The sequence below is a fragment of the Nitrospira sp. CMX1 genome, assembly GCF_054902215.1.
Genome location: NZ_JBUBKD010000019.1, coordinates 98,543 through 116,678, shown reverse-complemented (window position 1 = coordinate 116,678; position 18,136 = coordinate 98,543). Strand labels below are relative to the sequence as shown.

Annotated in this window: 17 protein-coding genes; 9 read left to right on the top strand and 8 right to left on the bottom strand. The window is 54.7% G+C overall.

Translation table 11 applies throughout. The features are described from left to right. Together ACYX34_RS06545 and ACYX34_RS06540 are read left to right on the top strand one after the other, a co-directional pair. Positions 1-227, top strand: a 227-nt coding sequence (locus ACYX34_RS06545; protein ID WP_462075750.1) for a hypothetical protein, incomplete at its 5' end; no start/stop codon positions are given. A gap of 107 nt (positions 228-334) precedes the next feature. Next, on the top strand, positions 335-994 hold the full coding sequence (locus ACYX34_RS06540) for a uracil-DNA glycosylase (protein WP_462075749.1): 660 nt from the start codon (positions 335-337) through the stop codon (positions 992-994). 1,188 nt (positions 995-2,182) lie between these two features. On the opposite strand, the gene ACYX34_RS06535 is transcribed toward ACYX34_RS06540, so the two are convergent. The 5 genes from ACYX34_RS06535 to tldD all read right to left on the bottom strand — a co-directional run bounded on the left by ACYX34_RS06535 (position 2,183) and on the right by tldD (position 6,984). Next, positions 2,183-2,638, bottom strand: a complete 456-nt coding sequence (locus ACYX34_RS06535) for a hypothetical protein (protein ID WP_462075748.1) — start codon at positions 2,636-2,638, stop codon at positions 2,183-2,185. Positions 2,639-2,664: 26 nt separating this feature from the next. Beyond that, positions 2,665-3,222 carry a YbhB/YbcL family Raf kinase inhibitor-like protein gene (locus ACYX34_RS06530; RefSeq protein ID WP_462075747.1) on the bottom strand — a complete coding sequence of 186 codons (558 nt, stop codon included), beginning with the start codon at positions 3,220-3,222 and terminating at the stop codon, positions 2,665-2,667. A 69-nt stretch (positions 3,223-3,291) separates the two neighbouring features. Beyond that, entirely contained in the window at positions 3,292-3,996 is a 705-nt protein-coding gene (locus tag ACYX34_RS06525; RefSeq protein WP_462075746.1) for a dienelactone hydrolase family protein, read from the bottom strand. A 102-nt stretch (positions 3,997-4,098) separates the two neighbouring features. Then, complete coding sequence (locus ACYX34_RS06520; RefSeq protein ID WP_462075745.1) at positions 4,099-5,475, bottom strand: TldD/PmbA family protein; 1,377 nt, start codon at positions 5,473-5,475, stop codon at positions 4,099-4,101. Between the two features lie 78 nt (positions 5,476-5,553). Further along, a complete protein-coding gene (tldD, locus tag ACYX34_RS06515) occupies positions 5,554-6,984 on the bottom strand; it encodes a metalloprotease TldD (protein WP_462075744.1) in 1,431 nt (476 codons plus the stop codon). A 208-nt stretch (positions 6,985-7,192) separates the two neighbouring features. Between tldD and ACYX34_RS06510 the strand changes: the two genes are divergently transcribed. The 5 genes from ACYX34_RS06510 (at position 7,193) to ACYX34_RS06490 (ending at position 13,295) form a co-directional block, all read left to right on the top strand. After that, a complete protein-coding gene (locus ACYX34_RS06510) occupies positions 7,193-7,978 on the top strand; it encodes an isoprenyl transferase (protein WP_462075743.1) in 786 nt (261 codons plus the stop codon). Positions 7,979-8,032: 54 nt separating this feature from the next. Continuing rightward, positions 8,033-8,875, top strand: a complete 843-nt coding sequence (locus ACYX34_RS06505; protein WP_462075742.1) for a phosphatidate cytidylyltransferase — start codon at positions 8,033-8,035, stop codon at positions 8,873-8,875. 30 nt (positions 8,876-8,905) lie between these two features. Beyond that, positions 8,906-10,069, top strand: a complete 1,164-nt coding sequence (locus tag ACYX34_RS06500) for a 1-deoxy-D-xylulose-5-phosphate reductoisomerase (protein ID WP_462075741.1) — start codon at positions 8,906-8,908, stop codon at positions 10,067-10,069. Positions 10,070-10,130: 61 nt separating this feature from the next. After that, complete coding sequence (gene rseP / locus ACYX34_RS06495) at positions 10,131-11,522, top strand: RIP metalloprotease RseP (RefSeq protein ID WP_462075740.1); 1,392 nt, start codon at positions 10,131-10,133, stop codon at positions 11,520-11,522. Positions 11,523-11,576: 54 nt separating this feature from the next. Then, a complete protein-coding gene (locus tag ACYX34_RS06490; protein ID WP_462075739.1) occupies positions 11,577-13,295 on the top strand; it encodes a proline--tRNA ligase in 1,719 nt (572 codons plus the stop codon). 154 nt (positions 13,296-13,449) lie between these two features. On the opposite strand, the gene ACYX34_RS06485 is transcribed toward ACYX34_RS06490, so the two are convergent. After that, the gene (locus ACYX34_RS06485; RefSeq protein ID WP_462075738.1) at positions 13,450-13,578 is read right to left on the bottom strand and encodes a hypothetical protein; all 129 of its coding nucleotides are present in this window, start codon (positions 13,576-13,578) and stop codon (positions 13,450-13,452) included. Positions 13,579-13,619: 41 nt separating this feature from the next. Here ACYX34_RS06485 and ACYX34_RS06480 point away from each other — a divergent pair, with 41 nt between their 5' ends. Further along, a complete protein-coding gene (locus ACYX34_RS06480; protein WP_462075737.1) occupies positions 13,620-15,926 on the top strand; it encodes a GspE/PulE family protein in 2,307 nt (768 codons plus the stop codon). A gap of 98 nt (positions 15,927-16,024) precedes the next feature. After that, a complete protein-coding gene (locus ACYX34_RS06475) occupies positions 16,025-17,257 on the top strand; it encodes a murein transglycosylase domain-containing protein (protein ID WP_462075736.1) in 1,233 nt (410 codons plus the stop codon). Positions 17,258-17,308: 51 nt separating this feature from the next. Here the strand turns inward: ACYX34_RS06475 and ACYX34_RS06470 are convergent, their stop codons facing one another. Then, positions 17,309-17,713: a PilZ domain-containing protein gene (locus ACYX34_RS06470; protein WP_462075735.1), complete on the bottom strand. Its 405-nt coding sequence runs from the start codon at positions 17,711-17,713 to the stop codon at positions 17,309-17,311. Further along, complete coding sequence (locus ACYX34_RS06465; protein ID WP_462075734.1) at positions 17,714-18,091, bottom strand: PilZ domain-containing protein; 378 nt, start codon at positions 18,089-18,091, stop codon at positions 17,714-17,716. It abuts the gene before it with no gap. Positions 18,092-18,136 lie beyond the last annotated feature (45 nt).

Sequence of the window (18,136 nt, the reverse complement as noted above, 5' to 3'; positions counted from 1 at the left end):
GTTATCCCGCTGGATTCAGTCGATATGATGTGGAACGAGACTATATGGAATGTGAATACAAGGCGAGATTAGCAAACGAACAGCACTTCTACAGCCAGGGCTCACCCTTTCCATTTAGTTCAGGACCACAGAGTCCTGCCGACCATGCCCGTATGTTGCATGGCATGACCACCATCAATGCCATGCGGGATACCTGTCTCACGGCAAAAGGCTATCGGTTGAATTAGCGGAAATCTGTCGATGCTCGGATGTAGAAATCCTTCATAATCTTCGTTGACATCCCAACTCAGCACTTTCTAAGATACCGCCACCATTTCAGTCGGCACTTTGATTCATGACACTCACTCCTCTCCAAGAACTCGCCAGCTCGCTCGTGAACTGCGAGCGCTGCAAGCTGGCCAAACTTGGCCGCAGCCAAGTCGTCTTCGGCGTCGGAAATCCACAAGCCAGCATCATGTTCGTGGGGGAAGCTCCAGGGTTTAACGAAGACCAGAAAGGCGAGCCGTTCGTAGGAGCAGCCGGCAAACTCTTGAACGACCTGCTGGCATCAGCAGGGCTCTCGCGTGATCAGATTTACATTGCGAATGTGATCAAGTGCCGGCCACCGAACAATCGCGATCCGGAACAAGATGAGGTGGAGACCTGCAAACCGTTCCTACTCCAACAGATCCAATTGATCCAGCCGAAGCTGGTCTGCACGCTGGGGAACTGGGCGACGCAAACCCTCTTAGAACGCAAAGTCGGCATTACCAAAGTAAAGGCGCAGGCCTTCTACATGAAGGACTTTGTGCTCTTCCCGCTGCTCCATCCCGCTGCAGCCTTGCACCAGGGAAACTTGCTTCCCACCTTGAAGGAAGATTTTAAGAAGTTGAAAGAATTCCTCGATAAGAACACCCAACCAGCCGAACCGGCCAGCAACGCTCCTACCCCAGCCGCACCAGTTTTGAATATCGACTCACCCCAGCCGGCGCAGATGGATTTGTTTGGATCATAACCCGCTCTCTCACACACAGGGCAGTACTGAACTCCAAGCATTCAGAAGAGAATTTCGGCTGACGAAAGACGGACAGCTCCGGCTTCGCCATGACACAACAGAGCAAGGCTGAGAATAAGTGTTTCACTGTTCGCCATGAGCCTTACCAGGCCAGGAGAACGGCGCCACAGCACCTGTTTGATAACTAGTCTGGCATGGGGTGCCATGGTAAACCTTCGATGCTCATCCCATCCTAGGCTTGATCAAGGCCTACGAGATTCACCGTCTATCCCGTTCAATGGAATATCAGAAGGATTGAACAAGTCTTTGACTCCCAAGTACACTTGCCTTCCACTGAGTGCCTAAGGCTATCGCACTATACTCCATGATCGCCCGCAGCAGATTTATTACTTCGGTAACTTGATTGATGTGTTATGGGGATCAGCTCTCAGCTATTCAAATTCCGGCCGGTAGACAAGCATGCAATCGATAGCCTAGTAACGCGTAGGCTATTCCCCGCACCTTGGAAGACACTGAATGATGCGCACGAAGCTCAAATGTTCATCCGTGCTCCAGGATTCAACTGTCACATGAATCCCGAACGCGTGTCCATGTTTGCTCCTACTCTCTTGTCTTTCAACGTAACCGGGACGCGAGTCTGCAGTCTTTCGCGTGGTTGGGCAAGCAACCTGTTGTGGTCTCACTATGCCGATGGTCATCAGGGACTAGCAATTGGCCTATCTTTACCTGCTAACCTCGATGGAATCCAGATTCTTCCAGTTGAATACAACGATAAACTTCCAGAGCTCAGGCCATCCCATTGGAAGGGATGGTGTGCTCCAAGCCCTACAGTACAAGTCCAGCGAGTGGCAGTACGAAGAGGAGACGCGCCTCGTTACATTCGATCCAGAATGCGCCTATCTTTCTGGAGTAGAGATATGAGATGTGATATTCGGACTGCGCACTTCTAAGGATGATATCGCCTTGGTCAGACGCGTCGCAGGAAGTTCCGTGCGATTTTGGAAGGTTCAGTATCGTCCCGGTGAGTACGCACTTGATGTGGGCGACTTGCCGTGACACCCAAACAAGCGGAGTTAACGGATAGGAAGGCGGCTCGCGTTAAGTACCGAGATGAATGAGAAAGGCCACTGGTTGTAGGAAACATTGTTGATATGTTACCGAGTTTCACATTTACTCTACAGGCAGGAATTAGGCCTTTTCGTGAGGCACCATTGAAGAGTCTGGATCCTTGACTGCGCTGTCTGCTTCCAGTACTGGCTTTTCTTCTTCCGGGACATCGAACCACTGCACCAGCATCTCTTCCCACCAGGTTTCGGTCACGTCCTCCCCCGGATCTGTCCCGAGGAAGGCCACGTCCTCTTTCTTGATGGTGACACCAACCAGATGCGGCTGGAACTTCGCGCGATTGATGACTTCTTTCGTGGCGTAGCCACCGATGATCCAGGAGTCCGGATCGGCCCGGCGGGACTTATAGGCCTTCAGACCGAGCTTGAGATACATGAAGATCTGCTGCTGAACCGGATCTGTTACGCCGGACTGCGGGAGGCTAAGAGTTTTCTCAATCTGTTTTCGCCAATGCCGATCGTCGTACCGCGACGTGATCAGCTGCAACATTTTTTTTCCCAATTCCGCATCAAGTGGCATGGCGTGACATCCTTACCTCGTCGTCGTTACTTCCTGCTGTAGAGGCCGGTGAACGATGCCTTGGCCAGAGCATTCTGGTTGAGATAGAACCCGACCATCGCCGCAGGAGTTGCAGGCTTCAACGAAAACTGTTCCACCTTTAATGCATACACCGTAAAGATGTACCGGTGCGGCTTGTGGCCGGCAGGCGGACAGGGGCCGCCGTACCCGGGCTCGCCGAAATCCGTCATGCTTTGGACACTGCCTTGGGGCGCACCAGGGCCACCAGGCCTTCCAGCATCCGCAGCCAGTGCCGAAATGTCCTCAGGAATATTGAAGATGACCCAATGCCACCAGCCACTGCCGGTCGGCGCATCTGGATCATACACAGTCACGGCAAAGCTCTTGGTCCCCTTCGGGGCGTTGGCCCAGCGCAAGGCAGGGGACATATTGTCACCCGTGCATCCGAATCCGTCGAAGACGTGGGTTTTACTGATCGTACCGGCGGGCTTGATGGTCGGACTGGTGAGCTGAAATTCCGCGGCCGTACTGACTCCAGGAATCAGTGCGATGGCCAAGAGTACGCGACTCCAGATTGATCTCATCGTTCATCCTTTCTCTGACAGAACACATCTCCTGAGCATCATGCTTCACCATGCATGCGCAACAAGGAGTTAGCCGAGATGCTGTTTGAAGAAGGCCTTGGTTCTCGCCCATGCGTCTTTAGCAGCTTCCGGCCGATATACCGATGGATCGATATCTCGGAAGAACGCATGAGGGGCACTGGGATAGGTCTTGATCTCACCAGTTTTGTTATACTTTTTCAACGCCGCCGCCAACCGCTGGACGTCCGCCTTCGTAATCCACCCGTCATCCTCACCATAAAAGTACAACACTGGGCAGGCCAACTTCTGAATGGGTGTATCGGGGTTCGGCACCTGACCATAGAACGGCACTGCCGCTTTAATCTCTGGATTCACACAAGGCAGCATGAGGGCGTAGGAACCACCCATGCAAAACCCTGTAACGCCGATCTTTGTGGCATCGACTTCCGGAACCGACTTGAGGTAGGTCACTGTGGCATTCAGATCAGCGAGACCATCTTCTTGTTTCAGGGTGTTCATCAGTGTACCGGCTTCACCGGCATCCGTGGTCAACGCATGCCCAAGGCGTGAATAGAGGTCCGGAGCCATCGCCACATAGCCTTCCGCCGCATAGCGTCTCGCGATATCTTTGATGTGATCCGTGAGGCCCCACCATTCTTGGACAATGAGAATAGCCGGACGCTTATCCTTCGTCTGCGGAGCTGCCACGAAGGCCTTCATGCCCACGTTTCCGCTCTGATACTGAACGGTTGTTTCTCGAATTGATGCACCCATGAGTCACCTGTGCACTAGGCGCGAGTGCCGAGTGCTAAGTCCAGAGTCGAAGATAGCAGGAAGAGAGAAATTTCAACTCAGAACTCAAATCTCAACACTTCTTCAACTACCCGCTACCATCATCTCGGAAATCCTGATCGTCGGACTGGCTATCCGACCTCGAAACACGAGGTCATTTCCGATCACTTCGATATCTTTGAGCATCTGTTTCAGATTTCCCGCGATGGTGATTTCTTCCACCGGGTAGGCCAGCTCTCCGTTCTCGATCCAGAACCCACAGGCTCCTCGCGAGTAATCCCCCGTCACCATATTAATGCCGAACCCGATCAACTCCGTCACAAAGAGGCCTTCTTTTATGGACCCAATGATCTCTTGCTGGCTCTTCGTTCCAGGGACCAGATAAAAATTGGTCGGACCGACCGAGGGACTCTCACCCACACTGCGTGACGCGTTCCCCGTCGAGGGCAAGCCCAGCTTCTTGCCCGAATAGGTATCGAGCAAATAGCTCCTCAACACACCTCGCTCGACGATGGTATTCTTGCGTGTGGCCAACCCCTCACCATCGAATGGACGAGAGCCAAGGCCACCAACCATGCGGCCATCGTCGTAGACAGTGATCAAATCGGATGCGATCGTCTGGCCCAGTTTGTCGAGGAGAAACGACGCGCGCTTATAGAGACCGTACCCGGAGACCGCGCTGCAGAGGTTCGCCAGCAGACTCCCGGCAGATTCTTGATCGAACACCACCGGCACCCGTTTCGTCGCCACCTTGCGCGCACCTAATCGTCGGATCGCACGACGCGCAGCTTCCTGTCCGATCGATTCGGCAGACGCCAGTCGAGCAAACTTGCGCTGCACCTGGTACCAGGCATCCCGCTGCATCCCACCGGTCGCAGACTCAGTCGCAATCGGGGACACAGAGAGGGAAAAGTTTGAGCTTCTGTACGACCCCACGAATCCATGACTATTCGCCAGCACCACTCGGCCTGACGAGGAATCGAACTCCGCACCTTCGGAATTGGTCACCCGTGAATCAGTCGCAAAGGCCGCAGCCTCTCCGCGCTTGGCCCAATCGATCTGTGTATCCGTATCGAGTACCGTCTCATCATAGAGATCAAGATCTGGCTGCTCTGTCGCCAATTGACCGGCATCCGGTAATCCCGAGACATCATCCTCGACGACGGCACCGGCCAAGGTACAGGTGTCAGCCACGAGCTGATCGAGAGAGCCCCTGGAAAAATCAGACGTGGACGTTGTGGCAGATCGTTTTCCAATGAAGACACGCAAGCCTAGACGCTTCTCGCGCGCCTTGGTCAGTCGGTCAACCGTCCCGACCCGTACCTGAACCGAAAAGGTCTCGCCATCGGCAACAACAATATCCGCTTCGGTCGCCCCACAGGTCTTGGCACGAGCCAATACATCAGCCGCCAGTTGGGCGTATCCGTTGGCACTAGCTGGTAGAGTCGTCTTCTTGAGCATTTCGGCCTGTTCTCAGAGGTTATGCGTTCACTGCACCCCGACCGATTGGAGGAAGCACCAGTGGCACGAGTCGGCTGTTTATTGCTGTGTGCCGCCGACGGTAATCTCTTCCACCTTGATGGTCGGTAGACCGACCCCGACGGGCACTGACTGGCCGTCCTTCCCGCAGGTACCAATCCCGTTATCGAGCTTGAGATCGTGCCCGACCATCGACACCTTCGTAAGAATCTCCGGCCCATTTCCGATCAAGGTGGCTCCCTTCACCGGCTTGGTAATCTGGCCATCCTCAATGAGATAGGCTTCGCTGGCGGAAAACACAAATTTTCCGTTCGTGATATCAACTTGCCCCCCGCCAAACGAGACGGCATAGAGGCCTTTCTTCACCGATCGAATAATGTCTTGGGGATCCGACTCCCCGGCTAACATGAACGTATTCGTCATCCGTGGGAGCACCACACTTTGATAATTCTCCCGACGACCGTTGCCGGTCAACGGAATCCCCATGAGACGTGCGTTGAGCTTGTCGGTGATGTAGCCACGGAGAATGCCCTTCTCGATGAGCGTCGTACAGCCGGTTGGTGTACCTTCATCATCCATATTCAAGGAACCACGGCGAAAGGGAAGAGTGCCGTCATCCACGATCGTACAGACGTCCGACGCGACCCGTTTGCCGATCAGGCTTGAAAAAGCTGACGTCTTCTTTCGATTAAAGTCGGCTTCAAGCCCATGTCCGATCGCTTCGTGCAACAAGATCCCGGGCCATCCCCCGGCCAATACCACCGGCATCACTCCGGCCGGCGCATCAACGGCGGACAAATTGAGAATCGCTTCCCGCGCAGCCTCCCGAGCATAACTCAAATGGCGATTGTCTTCGCGATAATAGGCGAAAGCAACTCGGCCGCCGCCACCGAAACTGCCTAGTTGGCGGTTTTCTCGATCTTCAGCGATACAGGTAATCTGCAGACGTGACAACGGTTGGATATCACTCACCAGTGTCCCCTCGGAGGTCGCCACCACCACGACTTTGTATTCCGTATTAAACGAAGCCATCACGTTCTTAATCCGAGGATCATACCGCCTGGCTTCCGCGTCAATTTCGTTCAAGAGCGCCACGCGCTCGGCTGTCGCCACCTCGGCCTTCGCCCGCTCGACCGGATAGAGGTCACGAGTCGGTCGGCGCTGCGTAGGGACCGGAACCGTGGAGTGCCCTTTGGGGGAATTGGCAATATACCGAGCGGTATCGGCGGCAATCTCAAGGTCCCGCTTTGTCAATTCATCCGAATAGGCAAAGCCCGTCTTTTCTCCGGCGGTGGCTCGAACCCCAACCCCCTGCGAGACGCTCTTGGCTGCCCGTTTCACGATGCCCTCTTCCATCGAGACCGATTCGGATGTACGAGATTCGAAATAGAGATCCGCGTAGTCAACGTCTCGGACTTTTACTCGATCCAGCGCTTGCTGCGCCTCGATCTCGGTCACACCGAATGTGGTCAGCTGGACTGGCTCAGGCATACAGGCCTCTCGCTTCTTCTTCCTGGTCGACTAGAATGGGGCAGTATAGCCCATTCGTTTCTAGTCGCGCAATGTAACAATTCCGTGAAACCTCGTATTTCTTAGTATTTTCCAGGAGATCGTTTGACATTCCATGTTTCCGCCAGTAGACTCTGCACACAATTCATGCCCACGCATGGCGACTACCATACGCTTCCTCAGGACACACATGACGCGCAGTCCCACCGGAGATCTCGATCACCTATCTGAAAGTGAATTGAGTGCCATGTTGGAAGCGGAGCTGCTGCCCAAGCATGTGGCCGTCATCATGGACGGCAATGGACGCTGGGCGGAACTGCGTGGTCTCCCTCGCATCGCCGGTCATCGTGAAGGCATCAACTCCGTCCGAGAAATGATTACCCTGTGCTTGGAACTTGGCATCCATGCCCTGACTATCTACGCGTTTTCGCAGGAAAACTGGAATCGTCCGACCCAAGAAATCAGCGCCTTGATGAGTCTCTTGGAACATTACCTCTCCACGGAACGGGCAAGTCTTATTGAGCAAGGTGTCCGGTTTCGTGCCGTCGGTCGCCACGAACTGCTTCCGCCCTCCGCACAACACTGGGTTCGCACGACCGAGAAAGAAACGGCCCATCTCGAGAAATTAATCCTGACCGTCGCCCTCAGCTATGGTGGGCGTGCAGAAATCGTCGATGCGGTGAAAGCTTTGGTGAAGGACGTACAAGCTGGAACGGTTCAGACAGAGCTCATTGATGAAACCACAGTCCAACGGTACCTCTCGACCCATCCGCTCCCCGACCCGGATCTTCTGATCAGGACAAGCGGAGAAGCCAGGATCAGCAATTTTCTCCTCTGGCAGCTGGCCTACACCGAGCTCTGTTTTACCCCGACCTTATGGCCTGATTTTCGGCGGCGAGAGTTTCTCCTTGCGCTCATCGAGTATCAACGCCGGGAACGTCGATTCGGCAGGGTGCTCAGTACCGTATCATCATAAATCCTTGTAGGACACCCTCTCGCGACAGACGCGATCCTTCATCATTCGAGATCTGTGACCACTTCACCCGCACCCACGCGACAATTTGACCTCCGGCGACTGTATACCGCCGCAGCGTTGATTCCCGCCGTCTACATCATCATCGTCCACCTTGCGCCATGGGCCCTCACGCTCCTCCTGATCGCCGTCGGTTCAATTGCTCTGCTTGAACTCTATCGCCTCAGCTTCCAATCACGGTTGAATCACGTTCTTGTCGGTGTCGGGTTGGCCGTGTTTCTCCTAACCGTCGCCCATTCACATCTTTCGCTGCCCCTCCTAGAACTGCTGCTGGGAGGTGTGTTTGCGTTGGCCATCACCACTGTTTTGATCGGCACCTCGTCAGCCTATCGATGGAAAGACCCGCTCCTCGCCCTATTCGGTGTTCTCTACGTAGGTATCCCTCTGAGTACGGTCGTATCAGCTCGGTCCTTACCCTCAGGAGCATTCCTCGTCTTGTTTTTGGCGGTCGTCACCTGGGCATCAGATTCGGGTGCCTACTATGCCGGTACCCTGTGGGGCAAACATCCACTCATGCCTTCCATCAGTCCAAAGAAGACCTATGAAGGGCTGCTTGGAGGACTTGTTGGAGCCATCGCGGCCGCCCTCTTAGCACAGCTGTGGTTCGCCTCTGAACTGTCATGGACCGACGCAGTCGCCCTCGGCATCCTCTTGACCCTCACAGGTCTGGTCGGAGACCTCTTTGAATCGGCGATAAAACGCCGGGCAGGGGTCAAAGACTCAGGCGGAATTCTACCGGGGCATGGCGGGATGCTGGACCGAATCGATAGTCTCTTGTTCACAGCTCCCACTTTTTACTACTATGTCGCGTATGTTCGAGGCTTGTTGCCGCCTCTATAACCCTCTACTCAGAGATGGAGAGGAGATGACATGAAGTCAATTATCATCCTGGGATCCACCGGATCGATCGGCACCAATACCCTGGATATCGTGCAACGATTTCCTGACGAATTCCGAGTAGTCGGGCTGACGGCCGGCAACAACATCGACAGGTTAGAAGAGCAGATTCACCGCTTTCGACCTCAGACGGTCGCCGTCTCGACCGAATCGGCTGCCGTGCTGCTTCGAGCCCGATGTGCAGCCCTTCCCGTAGAGATTCTATCCGGTAAAGAAGGGATCGCCTCTGTCGCCTCGGGACTCCATGCTGAATTGGTGATTTCCGCCATCGTCGGCGCCGCCGGACTCCTCCCGACCCTCTCCGCCATCCGCAGCGGCAAGCACATTGCCCTGGCAAACAAGGAGCCAATGGTCATGGCCGGCAAGTTGATGCAAGACGAAGCCCGAAAATACGGGGTCAGGATTTTCCCCGTCGACAGCGAACACAGCGCTATTTTTCAGTCGTTGGAAGGACACCGGATTGAAGACGTCCGGCGATTGATTCTGACGGCCTCGGGAGGCGCACTCTGGACGCTCTCCCAAGAAGACCTCCAGCACGTCACACCGGAACGAGCCCTCCAACATCCGAACTGGAAGATGGGTGCCAAGATCACTATCGATTCCGCAACACTCATGAATAAGGGGTTGGAGGTGGTCGAGGCCCGCTGGCTGTTTGATATTCCTGAGTCCCGCATCGATGTGATGGTGCATCGAGAAAGCATTATTCACTCCCTGGTCGAGTATCACGACCGTTCGATGATCGCGCAGTTGGGACTCCCAGACATGCGCACCCCCATCTCGTATGCCATGCGATATCCCGGCAGAATGCCCCTCGATCTCCCGTCCTTGGACCTCACGGAGATTGGACGGCTCTCCTTCTGTAAGCCCGATCACGACCGTTTCCCCTGCCTCAATCTGGGATACGAATCGCTTCGAATCGGGGGGACCATGCCCGCCGTGATGAATGCAGCCAACGAAATCGCGGTTGACGCCTTTCTTAACCACGGCCTCCGGTTTGTCGAAATTGCACCGGTCATCCACAGCACTATGGATGCCCATACCTCACAGGAGATCTCGTCCCTCGAGGATGCGTTGGAGGCCGATCGCTGGGCTCGTGAAAAGGCCGAATCGTTGGTGCATGCGTTGCCTCGCTCATGATCGTTTGCATTTCACGCGGCGAATGTTAGAGTAGGACACTGAACCGAGTCAGGGAGATTCCATGACGTCTGTACTTGCCTGGTCCCCCGATACCTTGTGGTTACTACTCCAGAAAGCCTGGTGGTTCCTCGTGGTTCTTGGCGTCCTAGTCGCCTTCCACGAGCTCGGCCATTTTCTGGCCGCACGCTGGGTGGGAGTCAAAGTCCTCAAGTTTTCCATTGGCTTCGGCCCCAAGCTCTTTGGCAGACAGGTGGGTGAAACGGAGTATCTCGTTTCTGCGGTCCCGCTTGGCGGTTACGTCAAATTGTTCGGAGAGGACGAAGCAGAAGCCACGACCCCTGACGACCGTCGACGATCCTTCGCACATCAGGGACTCTGGGGGAAGGTCCTGATCGTTGCAGCCGGTCCTGGATTTAACTTCATTCTCGCCTACTTGATCTTTGCCGGATGGCTGTCGACCGGTACCCCCTTGTTTGTCCCGACCTTCCGCGACCTCAGCGCCGACATCGAAGCGTTGGTTCCCGATTCGCCTGCAGCGAAAGCAGGAATGGAAGTCGGCGACCGAGTCGTCAAGGTGAACGGAAAGGATATTTCAACCAAGACTGAGCTCTTGGATCTTGTGGCAAAAAGCAAGGGGCAACCCGTCACGCTTGAGGTGCGCCGCGAGGCACAACTCAAAACCATCACCGCGACCCCCATCACGGTCCCCGGAGACGGCACACACAACGACGAACCGCTGTACACCATCGGAGTAGAAGAAACGCCCCCGCTGGTCACCTCGGTGATGCATGGATCACCTGCCGCAGCGGCCGGAGTGCAGCCAGGCGATCGCGTCGTCACGATCGAAGGACACACTATTTACACCTGGGCACAAATGACGACTCAGGTCAGAGAACACCCGCTCAAGCCGCTCACGTTCGAAGTGCTTCGAGAAGGAGCCAGGACGACGTTGACCGTGACACCCTCTAGTGAAAAGGTCACTGCCAACGGCCAAACTGTTGAGGTTGGGAAAATTGGTATTTCTGGCCCTGGCCGTTCATTGATGCGCTCCAATAATCCCGCGGAGGCTGTCTACCACGGACTGGAAGCCACCTGGGGTTGGACCGAACTGACCGCGGTTGGGCTCTACAAGATGGTGGTTGGCGACATCTCGAGCAAAAACATCGGCGGACCGCTGACCATCGCCAATATTTCCGGGGAAGCCGCGTCACAGGGCGCTTCCAGCGTCGTCTTCTTGATCGCCATCCTCAGCATCAATCTCGGAGTGCTCAACCTACTCCCCATTCCCATCCTCGACGGCGGACACTTGCTCTTTTTCCTCATTGAAGGCATCCTGCGCAAGCCGCTCGGCGAACGGCAACGGGAAGTCGCCCAGCAGGTCGGATTGGTTCTATTGGTCGGAGTGATGATCTTCGCCTTCTGGAACGACCTTGAGCGTATCTTCTCCCACTAGGCCGAATGCGGAAACCATCCACTGGTCAACCCACACGCGAATAGTGACGACATCATGAAAACGTCTCAATTACTCATCCCCACCCTGCGGGACGATCCCGGCGAAGCGGAAACCGTCAGCCATCGGTTGATGTTGCGCGCCGGTATGATTCGAAAGGTGGCAGCCGGCATCTACACATATCTTCCGCTCGGGCTCCGCGTAATCCGAAAAATCGAACAGATCATCCGGGAGGAAATGAACCGCGCCGGCGCTCAGGAACTCCTGATGCCGATCGCCTCCCCAGCCGAACTCTGGAAGGAAACAGCTCGATGGGACTACTACGGCAAGGAACTCCTCCGTTTCAAAGACCGTCATGAACGAGATTTTTGCCTGGGCCCCACGCATGAGGAAGTCATCACCGATCTCTTCAGGCGGGAAGTCCGTTCCTATCGCCAACTCCCACTGAACTTGTATCAAATCCAAACAAAGTTTCGAGATGAGATCCGTCCCCGCTTCGGACTCATGCGAGGCCGTGAGTTCATCATGAAGGATGCCTATAGTTTCGACATTGATGAAATCGGCGCCAAGCTCAGCTATGAAAAAATGTACGACGCCTACACAAGAATTTTTACTCGATGTGGACTGACCTTCAGGGCGGTCGAAGCCGACACAGGGCTTATCGGCGGGGATGTCTCTCACGAATTCATGGTGCTGGCAGAAACCGGCGAAGCTACGGTGGCCTATAGCACTGAAGGCTCATATGCCGCCAACCTTGAACGAGCGGAGGTGCTTCCTCCATCCGATGTCGACATGTCTCCTCTTCGGCCCATGACTCCCATTGCCACACCGCAGCGTCGAACGGTGGACGAAGTCACGACCTTTCTCAAAATTACCCCTCGCCAACTGGTCAAGACACTTATCTATCGTGCAGGAACCGACCCCGTTGCCGTGCTGATTCGAGGGGATCACGAGGTGAATGAGGTCAAATTGGCGCGGCTCCTCCAAGTCACCGAAGTGGTGTTGGCGGATCCGGAGACCGTCCAACGTGTGACAGGATCCCCTCCAGGCTTTGCCGGACCGGTCGGCCTGCAACATGTCAGAATCGTGGCCGATCACGCCATCAAGGGGATGAAAAATGTTGTCGTCGGAGCCAATAAAGCCGATACCCATTATCAAGATGCCAATGTCGAACGCGACTTTACCGTCGAACAATTTGCCGATCTTCGCAATGCCCAACCCGGGGATCCCTCTCCTCGTGGGACGGGTGTGTTATCGCTCGCGAAAGGCATTGAGGTCGGACAGGTCTTTTTGCTTGGAACAAAGTACAGCCATAAGATGACTGCCACCATCCTTGACGACCAGGGGAAGGAACGCCTGGCCATCATGGGCTGCTACGGCATTGGTGTCGGACGAACTGCCGCCGCAGCCATCGAGCAGAACCATGATGAAAAAGGCATCATCTGGCCCTACCCTATCGCGCCAATCCATGTGCATCTCTTGACCGTCAGCCAATCGGAGAGAACGACGGAGGTCGCCTCTCGCCTCTATGCCGACCTGATGGCTGAGGATTTTGAAGTCTTATGGGACGATCGTACCGATCGAGCCGGGGTCAAATTTAACGATGCCGACCTAATTGGGGCACCGTTCCAACTCATCGTCGGTGACAAAGGCCTTGCCGATGGCATTATTGAGATGAAGATACGAAGAACGGGAGCCAAGTCTCGTATCGCACCGAATGAGCTCCTTGCCCATCTTAAAACGCTCTCCCTCGAACATGCCCCCTCTACGAGATGATTAGCCCCCATCCTCAGCTCACATTGTACTCGCTGATCGAATCTCGCCGATAGAAATCGCCTTTTCCTTGCCTTCTCGTCTTGTTCGTCTAGACTGAGCCTAGACAGACAACAGCAGTCAAAGAGGCGAAGAGGCACCTTGCCCTCGACTTTCCCTAGGTTGAGTCTCCCATCGACATCAGAACGAGGCTGGTGAGCTTTTGGGGCATCTTGTGACCGCCGAACTCTGTGACCACGTCATGAGTACCCACCATTTCATCCAACGCGGAGCCCGACTTCTTCATGTCTGGTTCTCACCCACTCCAGCCGGATACACAGCATATCAATGATGCAGAATGTCCAGGACCTCCAACACAAGGTCGAGCATGCGGAGCATCTGAAGCGTATTACCGCACAAATTCATGCAGCTGGTCATCTCGACCACATCCTCCTTGATCTTCACAAGGACATCCTCAGCGTCTTTGACGCTCAAGATCTGACGCTCTACGCCTTCGATTCAGAGAAGAAAGAAATCTTCTCTAAGGTCCCTCACATTGACGGAGCCGAAGAAGTCCGTATTCCCATTACCGAGCAGAGCTTAGCCGGTTTCTGCGCGAAGTACCTTCGCCCCGTCAACATCGCTGATGCATACAATCTTGCTGAACTGCGAGCCATCCACCCAACGTTGGTCCACGATACATCCTACGACAAGCGTACGGGCTTCAAGACGAAGCAAGTCCTGACCTACCCGGTCGTCGCCGACAATAAATATCTCATGGGCGTGCTCCAACTACTCAACAAGAAGAGTGGGAGTCGTTTTACGCGAAAGGATGAAGAAGCTGTCGACGAAATTGCCAAGGCCCTGGGCATCGCCTTTTTCAACCTGAAGAAAACATCCAAAAAGAATCCCACGAAGTTCGATCTCTTGGTCGGCAGCAACCGTATCACGCAAAACGACTTGGAACAGGCCATCGTTGATTCCCGCAAGAGCACGAACGACCTGGAAACCATCCTCCTCGAAAAATATAAGGTTCCGAAACTCGATCTCGGCAAATCCCTCGCCCAGTTCTATAAGTGTCCCTACATTGAGTACAGCGAACGAACCATTGTCGATGTCGAACTGTTGAAGAACCTCAATGTCGACTATCTCAAAAAGAACCACTGGATGCCGCTGAAGCGGGATCGCACCGCCATTGAAATCCTGACCGATGATCCAGGAGATCTGGACCGCGTCCAAGACATCAAGCGCACCTTCCCGGGCCTCAACATTCGTTTTGCCGTCAGCCTTCGCCGCGACATCGCCCAGTTTCTCACGTCGGCAACGGGACAGAGTGACAGCGGAGGAGGGAGGAAACTTGATGAAAACGTGTCAGATATTCTCGGCGAACTGGTCACCGAGGCCCAGGCCGAAGCCATGGAGGAAGCTGCTGGCACCGGAGGTCCTGATGAAAACGATAACGCCATCGTCCGACTGGCCAACCAGATCATTGCCGATGCGTATCGTCAAAATGCCTCGGATATTCACATCGAACCCTATGGAGAAAAACGAGAGACTCTAGTCCGATTTCGAGTCGACGGAGAATGCTTCGAGTATATGAAGATTCCGCAGAGTTACCGACGAGCCATCGTCTCCCGACTCAAAATCATGGCCAGCCTCGACATCGCTGAGCGTCGAAAGCCTCAAGACGGCAAGATTAAATTCAAGCTTTCCGAGACAAAGGAAATCGAACTCCGCGTCGCCACGCTTCCCACAGCCGGATATAACGAAGACGTGGTGATGCGTATCCTCGCAGCGAGCGAGCCGCTGCCGCTCGACAAAATGGGGTTCTCGGAACGGAATCTCAGAGTCCTGAAAGAAATTTCTGAGAAACCCTATGGCATCATTCTGTGCGTCGGACCGACTGGGTCCGGGAAGACCACGACTCTCCACTCCGTGCTTGGGAACATCAATACCCCGGACATCAAGATCTGGACAGCGGAGGATCCGGTCGAAATCACCCAATACGGCCTACGCCAAGTCCAAGTGCAGCCGAAGATCGGCTTCACCTTCGCCACCGCCATGCGGGCATTTCTCCGTGCAGACCCTGATGTGATTATGGTGGGAGAAATGCGGGATAAAGAAACGGCCGATACCGGAATCGAAGCATCGCTCACCGGCCACCTCGTCTTGAGCACCTTGCATACCAACAGTGCAGTCGAAACCGTCACCCGCTTGCTCGATATGGGCTGTGACCCTTTCAGCTTCGCCGACGCCATGTTGGGTGTACTGGCACAACGATTAGCCCGCCGCATCTGCAAGGACTGTAAGGAACAATATGTCGGAACCAAAGAAGAGTACGAAGAGCTTCGGCAGGGGTATGGGCCTGACTACTGGGATCAGCTCGGCATCAAGCAAGATAGTACATTCAGGTTGACTCGCGGGAAGGGCTGTGAAACGTGTAATCGATCCGGCTTCAAGGGACGCGTGGCGTTGCACGAACTGCTTCTCGGGACAGATCGCATGAAACGTATGGTACAACAAAAGTCACGCACCGAGGACATGTTGAAAGCCGCGATTGAGGATGGAATGACCACGCTCGTCCAAGATGGTATCCAAAAAGTCTTGCAGGGCCATACCACCTATAAGGAAGTGAAAGCCGTCGCCATCAAATAGCTGTTCCATCGACCAGCGCCTGCGGTGCGGATTCCAGCTCTTCAGTTCCTACTCACAACCAGATAGAATAGCGCCATTCTTACGGAGGTGCCCCTACCATGCGAGCATCCAGATTCCTGCTTGCCTCACTCCTTTTGCTCGGCGGATGCGAATCCGCAGATCGAGTGTTGACCAATTCAGAACGAGTGCTGAGCAGTCGTACGGGACGGACCGTTCTCGACATTGCCGCGGGTAAAGACCCCAAACAAATCCTCAAAGAGCGGGTCGACGCCTACCAGCGCGACCCCGAGGCCGTCATCAGAGATCTCCGAGCGATTCAACGGGACTTCAACACGCTGATGACTGCGCTCACAGGCAACGTTCGGAAGACATGGGGCGAGAAAGAAGTGAAGGTCCCGGAACAGAAGAAGTACGTGAAATATACGCAGAACTACATGAGCCGAACCATCGTTGACTTCGACAACGGAACAATCCTGGTGGAAACCCTGGACGACAAGTCGCCCAAAGAGAGTTTAAAAAACGCGATCGTGACGACCTTGCTCACACCGGACGATCCACGCTCCGTCGATCTATTTTCCGACAAGCCGGTGACCTTGACCAGTGATCATGCCCCTTATTTACTTGGGCTGGTTCTGGATCAGGCGGGACAGCCGATCCGCACCCCAGTGCAGGCGGAAGCGTTTGCGGCATCCAGTCTCGAGAGCGCCAAGACCAGGTCGGTGGACCAGAACGGCGTTCCCAAACAAGTGCTGATCGCCGAAATCAAGATGGTGGCGAACTTCTCAAACAAACAAGCGGACAAATATCGAACAACGGTCACCAGATTTGGGGAGCAATTCAAAATCAGCCCAAGCCTTATTTTTGCCGTGATTCGGACTGAGAGCAACTTCAACCCGTTTGCCGTAAGTTCCGCCCCAGCCTTTGGTCTGATGCAACTGGTTCCAACGAGCGGAGGCCGAGATGCGTACCGAAAAGCAAAGGGGAAAGATACGATTCCCTCACGTGAGTACCTGTTCGACCCGGAGAACAACATCGAGCTTGGCAGTGCCTATCTGAATGTCTTGTCATACAATCAACTTGAACAGGTCGAGAATGAGGTGTCCCGAGAGTATTGTGTGATCTCGGCATACAACACCGGAACGGGAAATGTCTTCAAAGCGTTTGCGACCAACTCCACATCCGCCATCAATCACATCAACGGCCTTGAACCACCGGCCGTCTACGACCGGTTACGCACCAATCTCCCGTATCAAGAAACAAGGGATTATCTGGCGAAAGTCGTGGGATTTCGTAAGCAGTTTGTCTCGCTGGGAGATGGCCCCGGGCGTTGACCACCTTGCAGCAGTCAACGCGCTTCCTGATCAAGTTCGAAGGGAAGAGGATCAGGCTGTCAGTCTGGCCCCGGCCTTCGACTGGTGGGTCATGAAGGCCTGGAGGTGTTGATTATCACGAGGGGACACCCCCTCAAACTCTACCCCATAAATCTGTTCCTTACCCCATCGAACGGTTGCCGTTTCAATGACCATCGATGTTGACTGATTCGGCAATCGCAACTGCATGGCAATACGGTCGCCAGGCGTAATCACCGCCTCCGTCATAACCCGTACCCCTTTTTCCGATACATCATAGACAATCCCTAGCCCCTGTTCCAGCGCTCCCGTTCTCAAACGCCCCACACGCGCAAACGAACAGGGGAAGGGAGCGGACACGCGGACACGCGGATATCGGCGCAACTGAGGAACACTCCGACAGCCGTTTGAATTGACCTCTGCATCATCCATGATCATTTATTCCTCCTCTGTAGCATTCATGTACTCAGCCAACTGCCGTGACACCGACTCGGACACCCGCCTAAATGCAAGCCCATGGAATTGATGATTCCTCCAACACACGGTGGCCACTGCCACTTCCGCCGGAGGAGCGCTCTTGGTCAATCGGAGTGTCAGGGAGACCTGATCGCCCGGCACGATCGGCGCATCCGTGCTCACACAGACCCCGCCGGTCGACAGATCGTGGACCAGACCGACATCATGCACGGATTTTCGAAACCACCAACCGGCGTTCAATGAGGTAAGAGAACAGCTGAAGGGCGTAAGAATCCGAACCCGATGGTTTCTCCGAGGCTTGTTTGGGATCACACCCGGCTGTTGGATCGTTTGCATCATCCACCTCGTGAGAAATACTCTATCTCACGAAGCGGATTCTGCGAA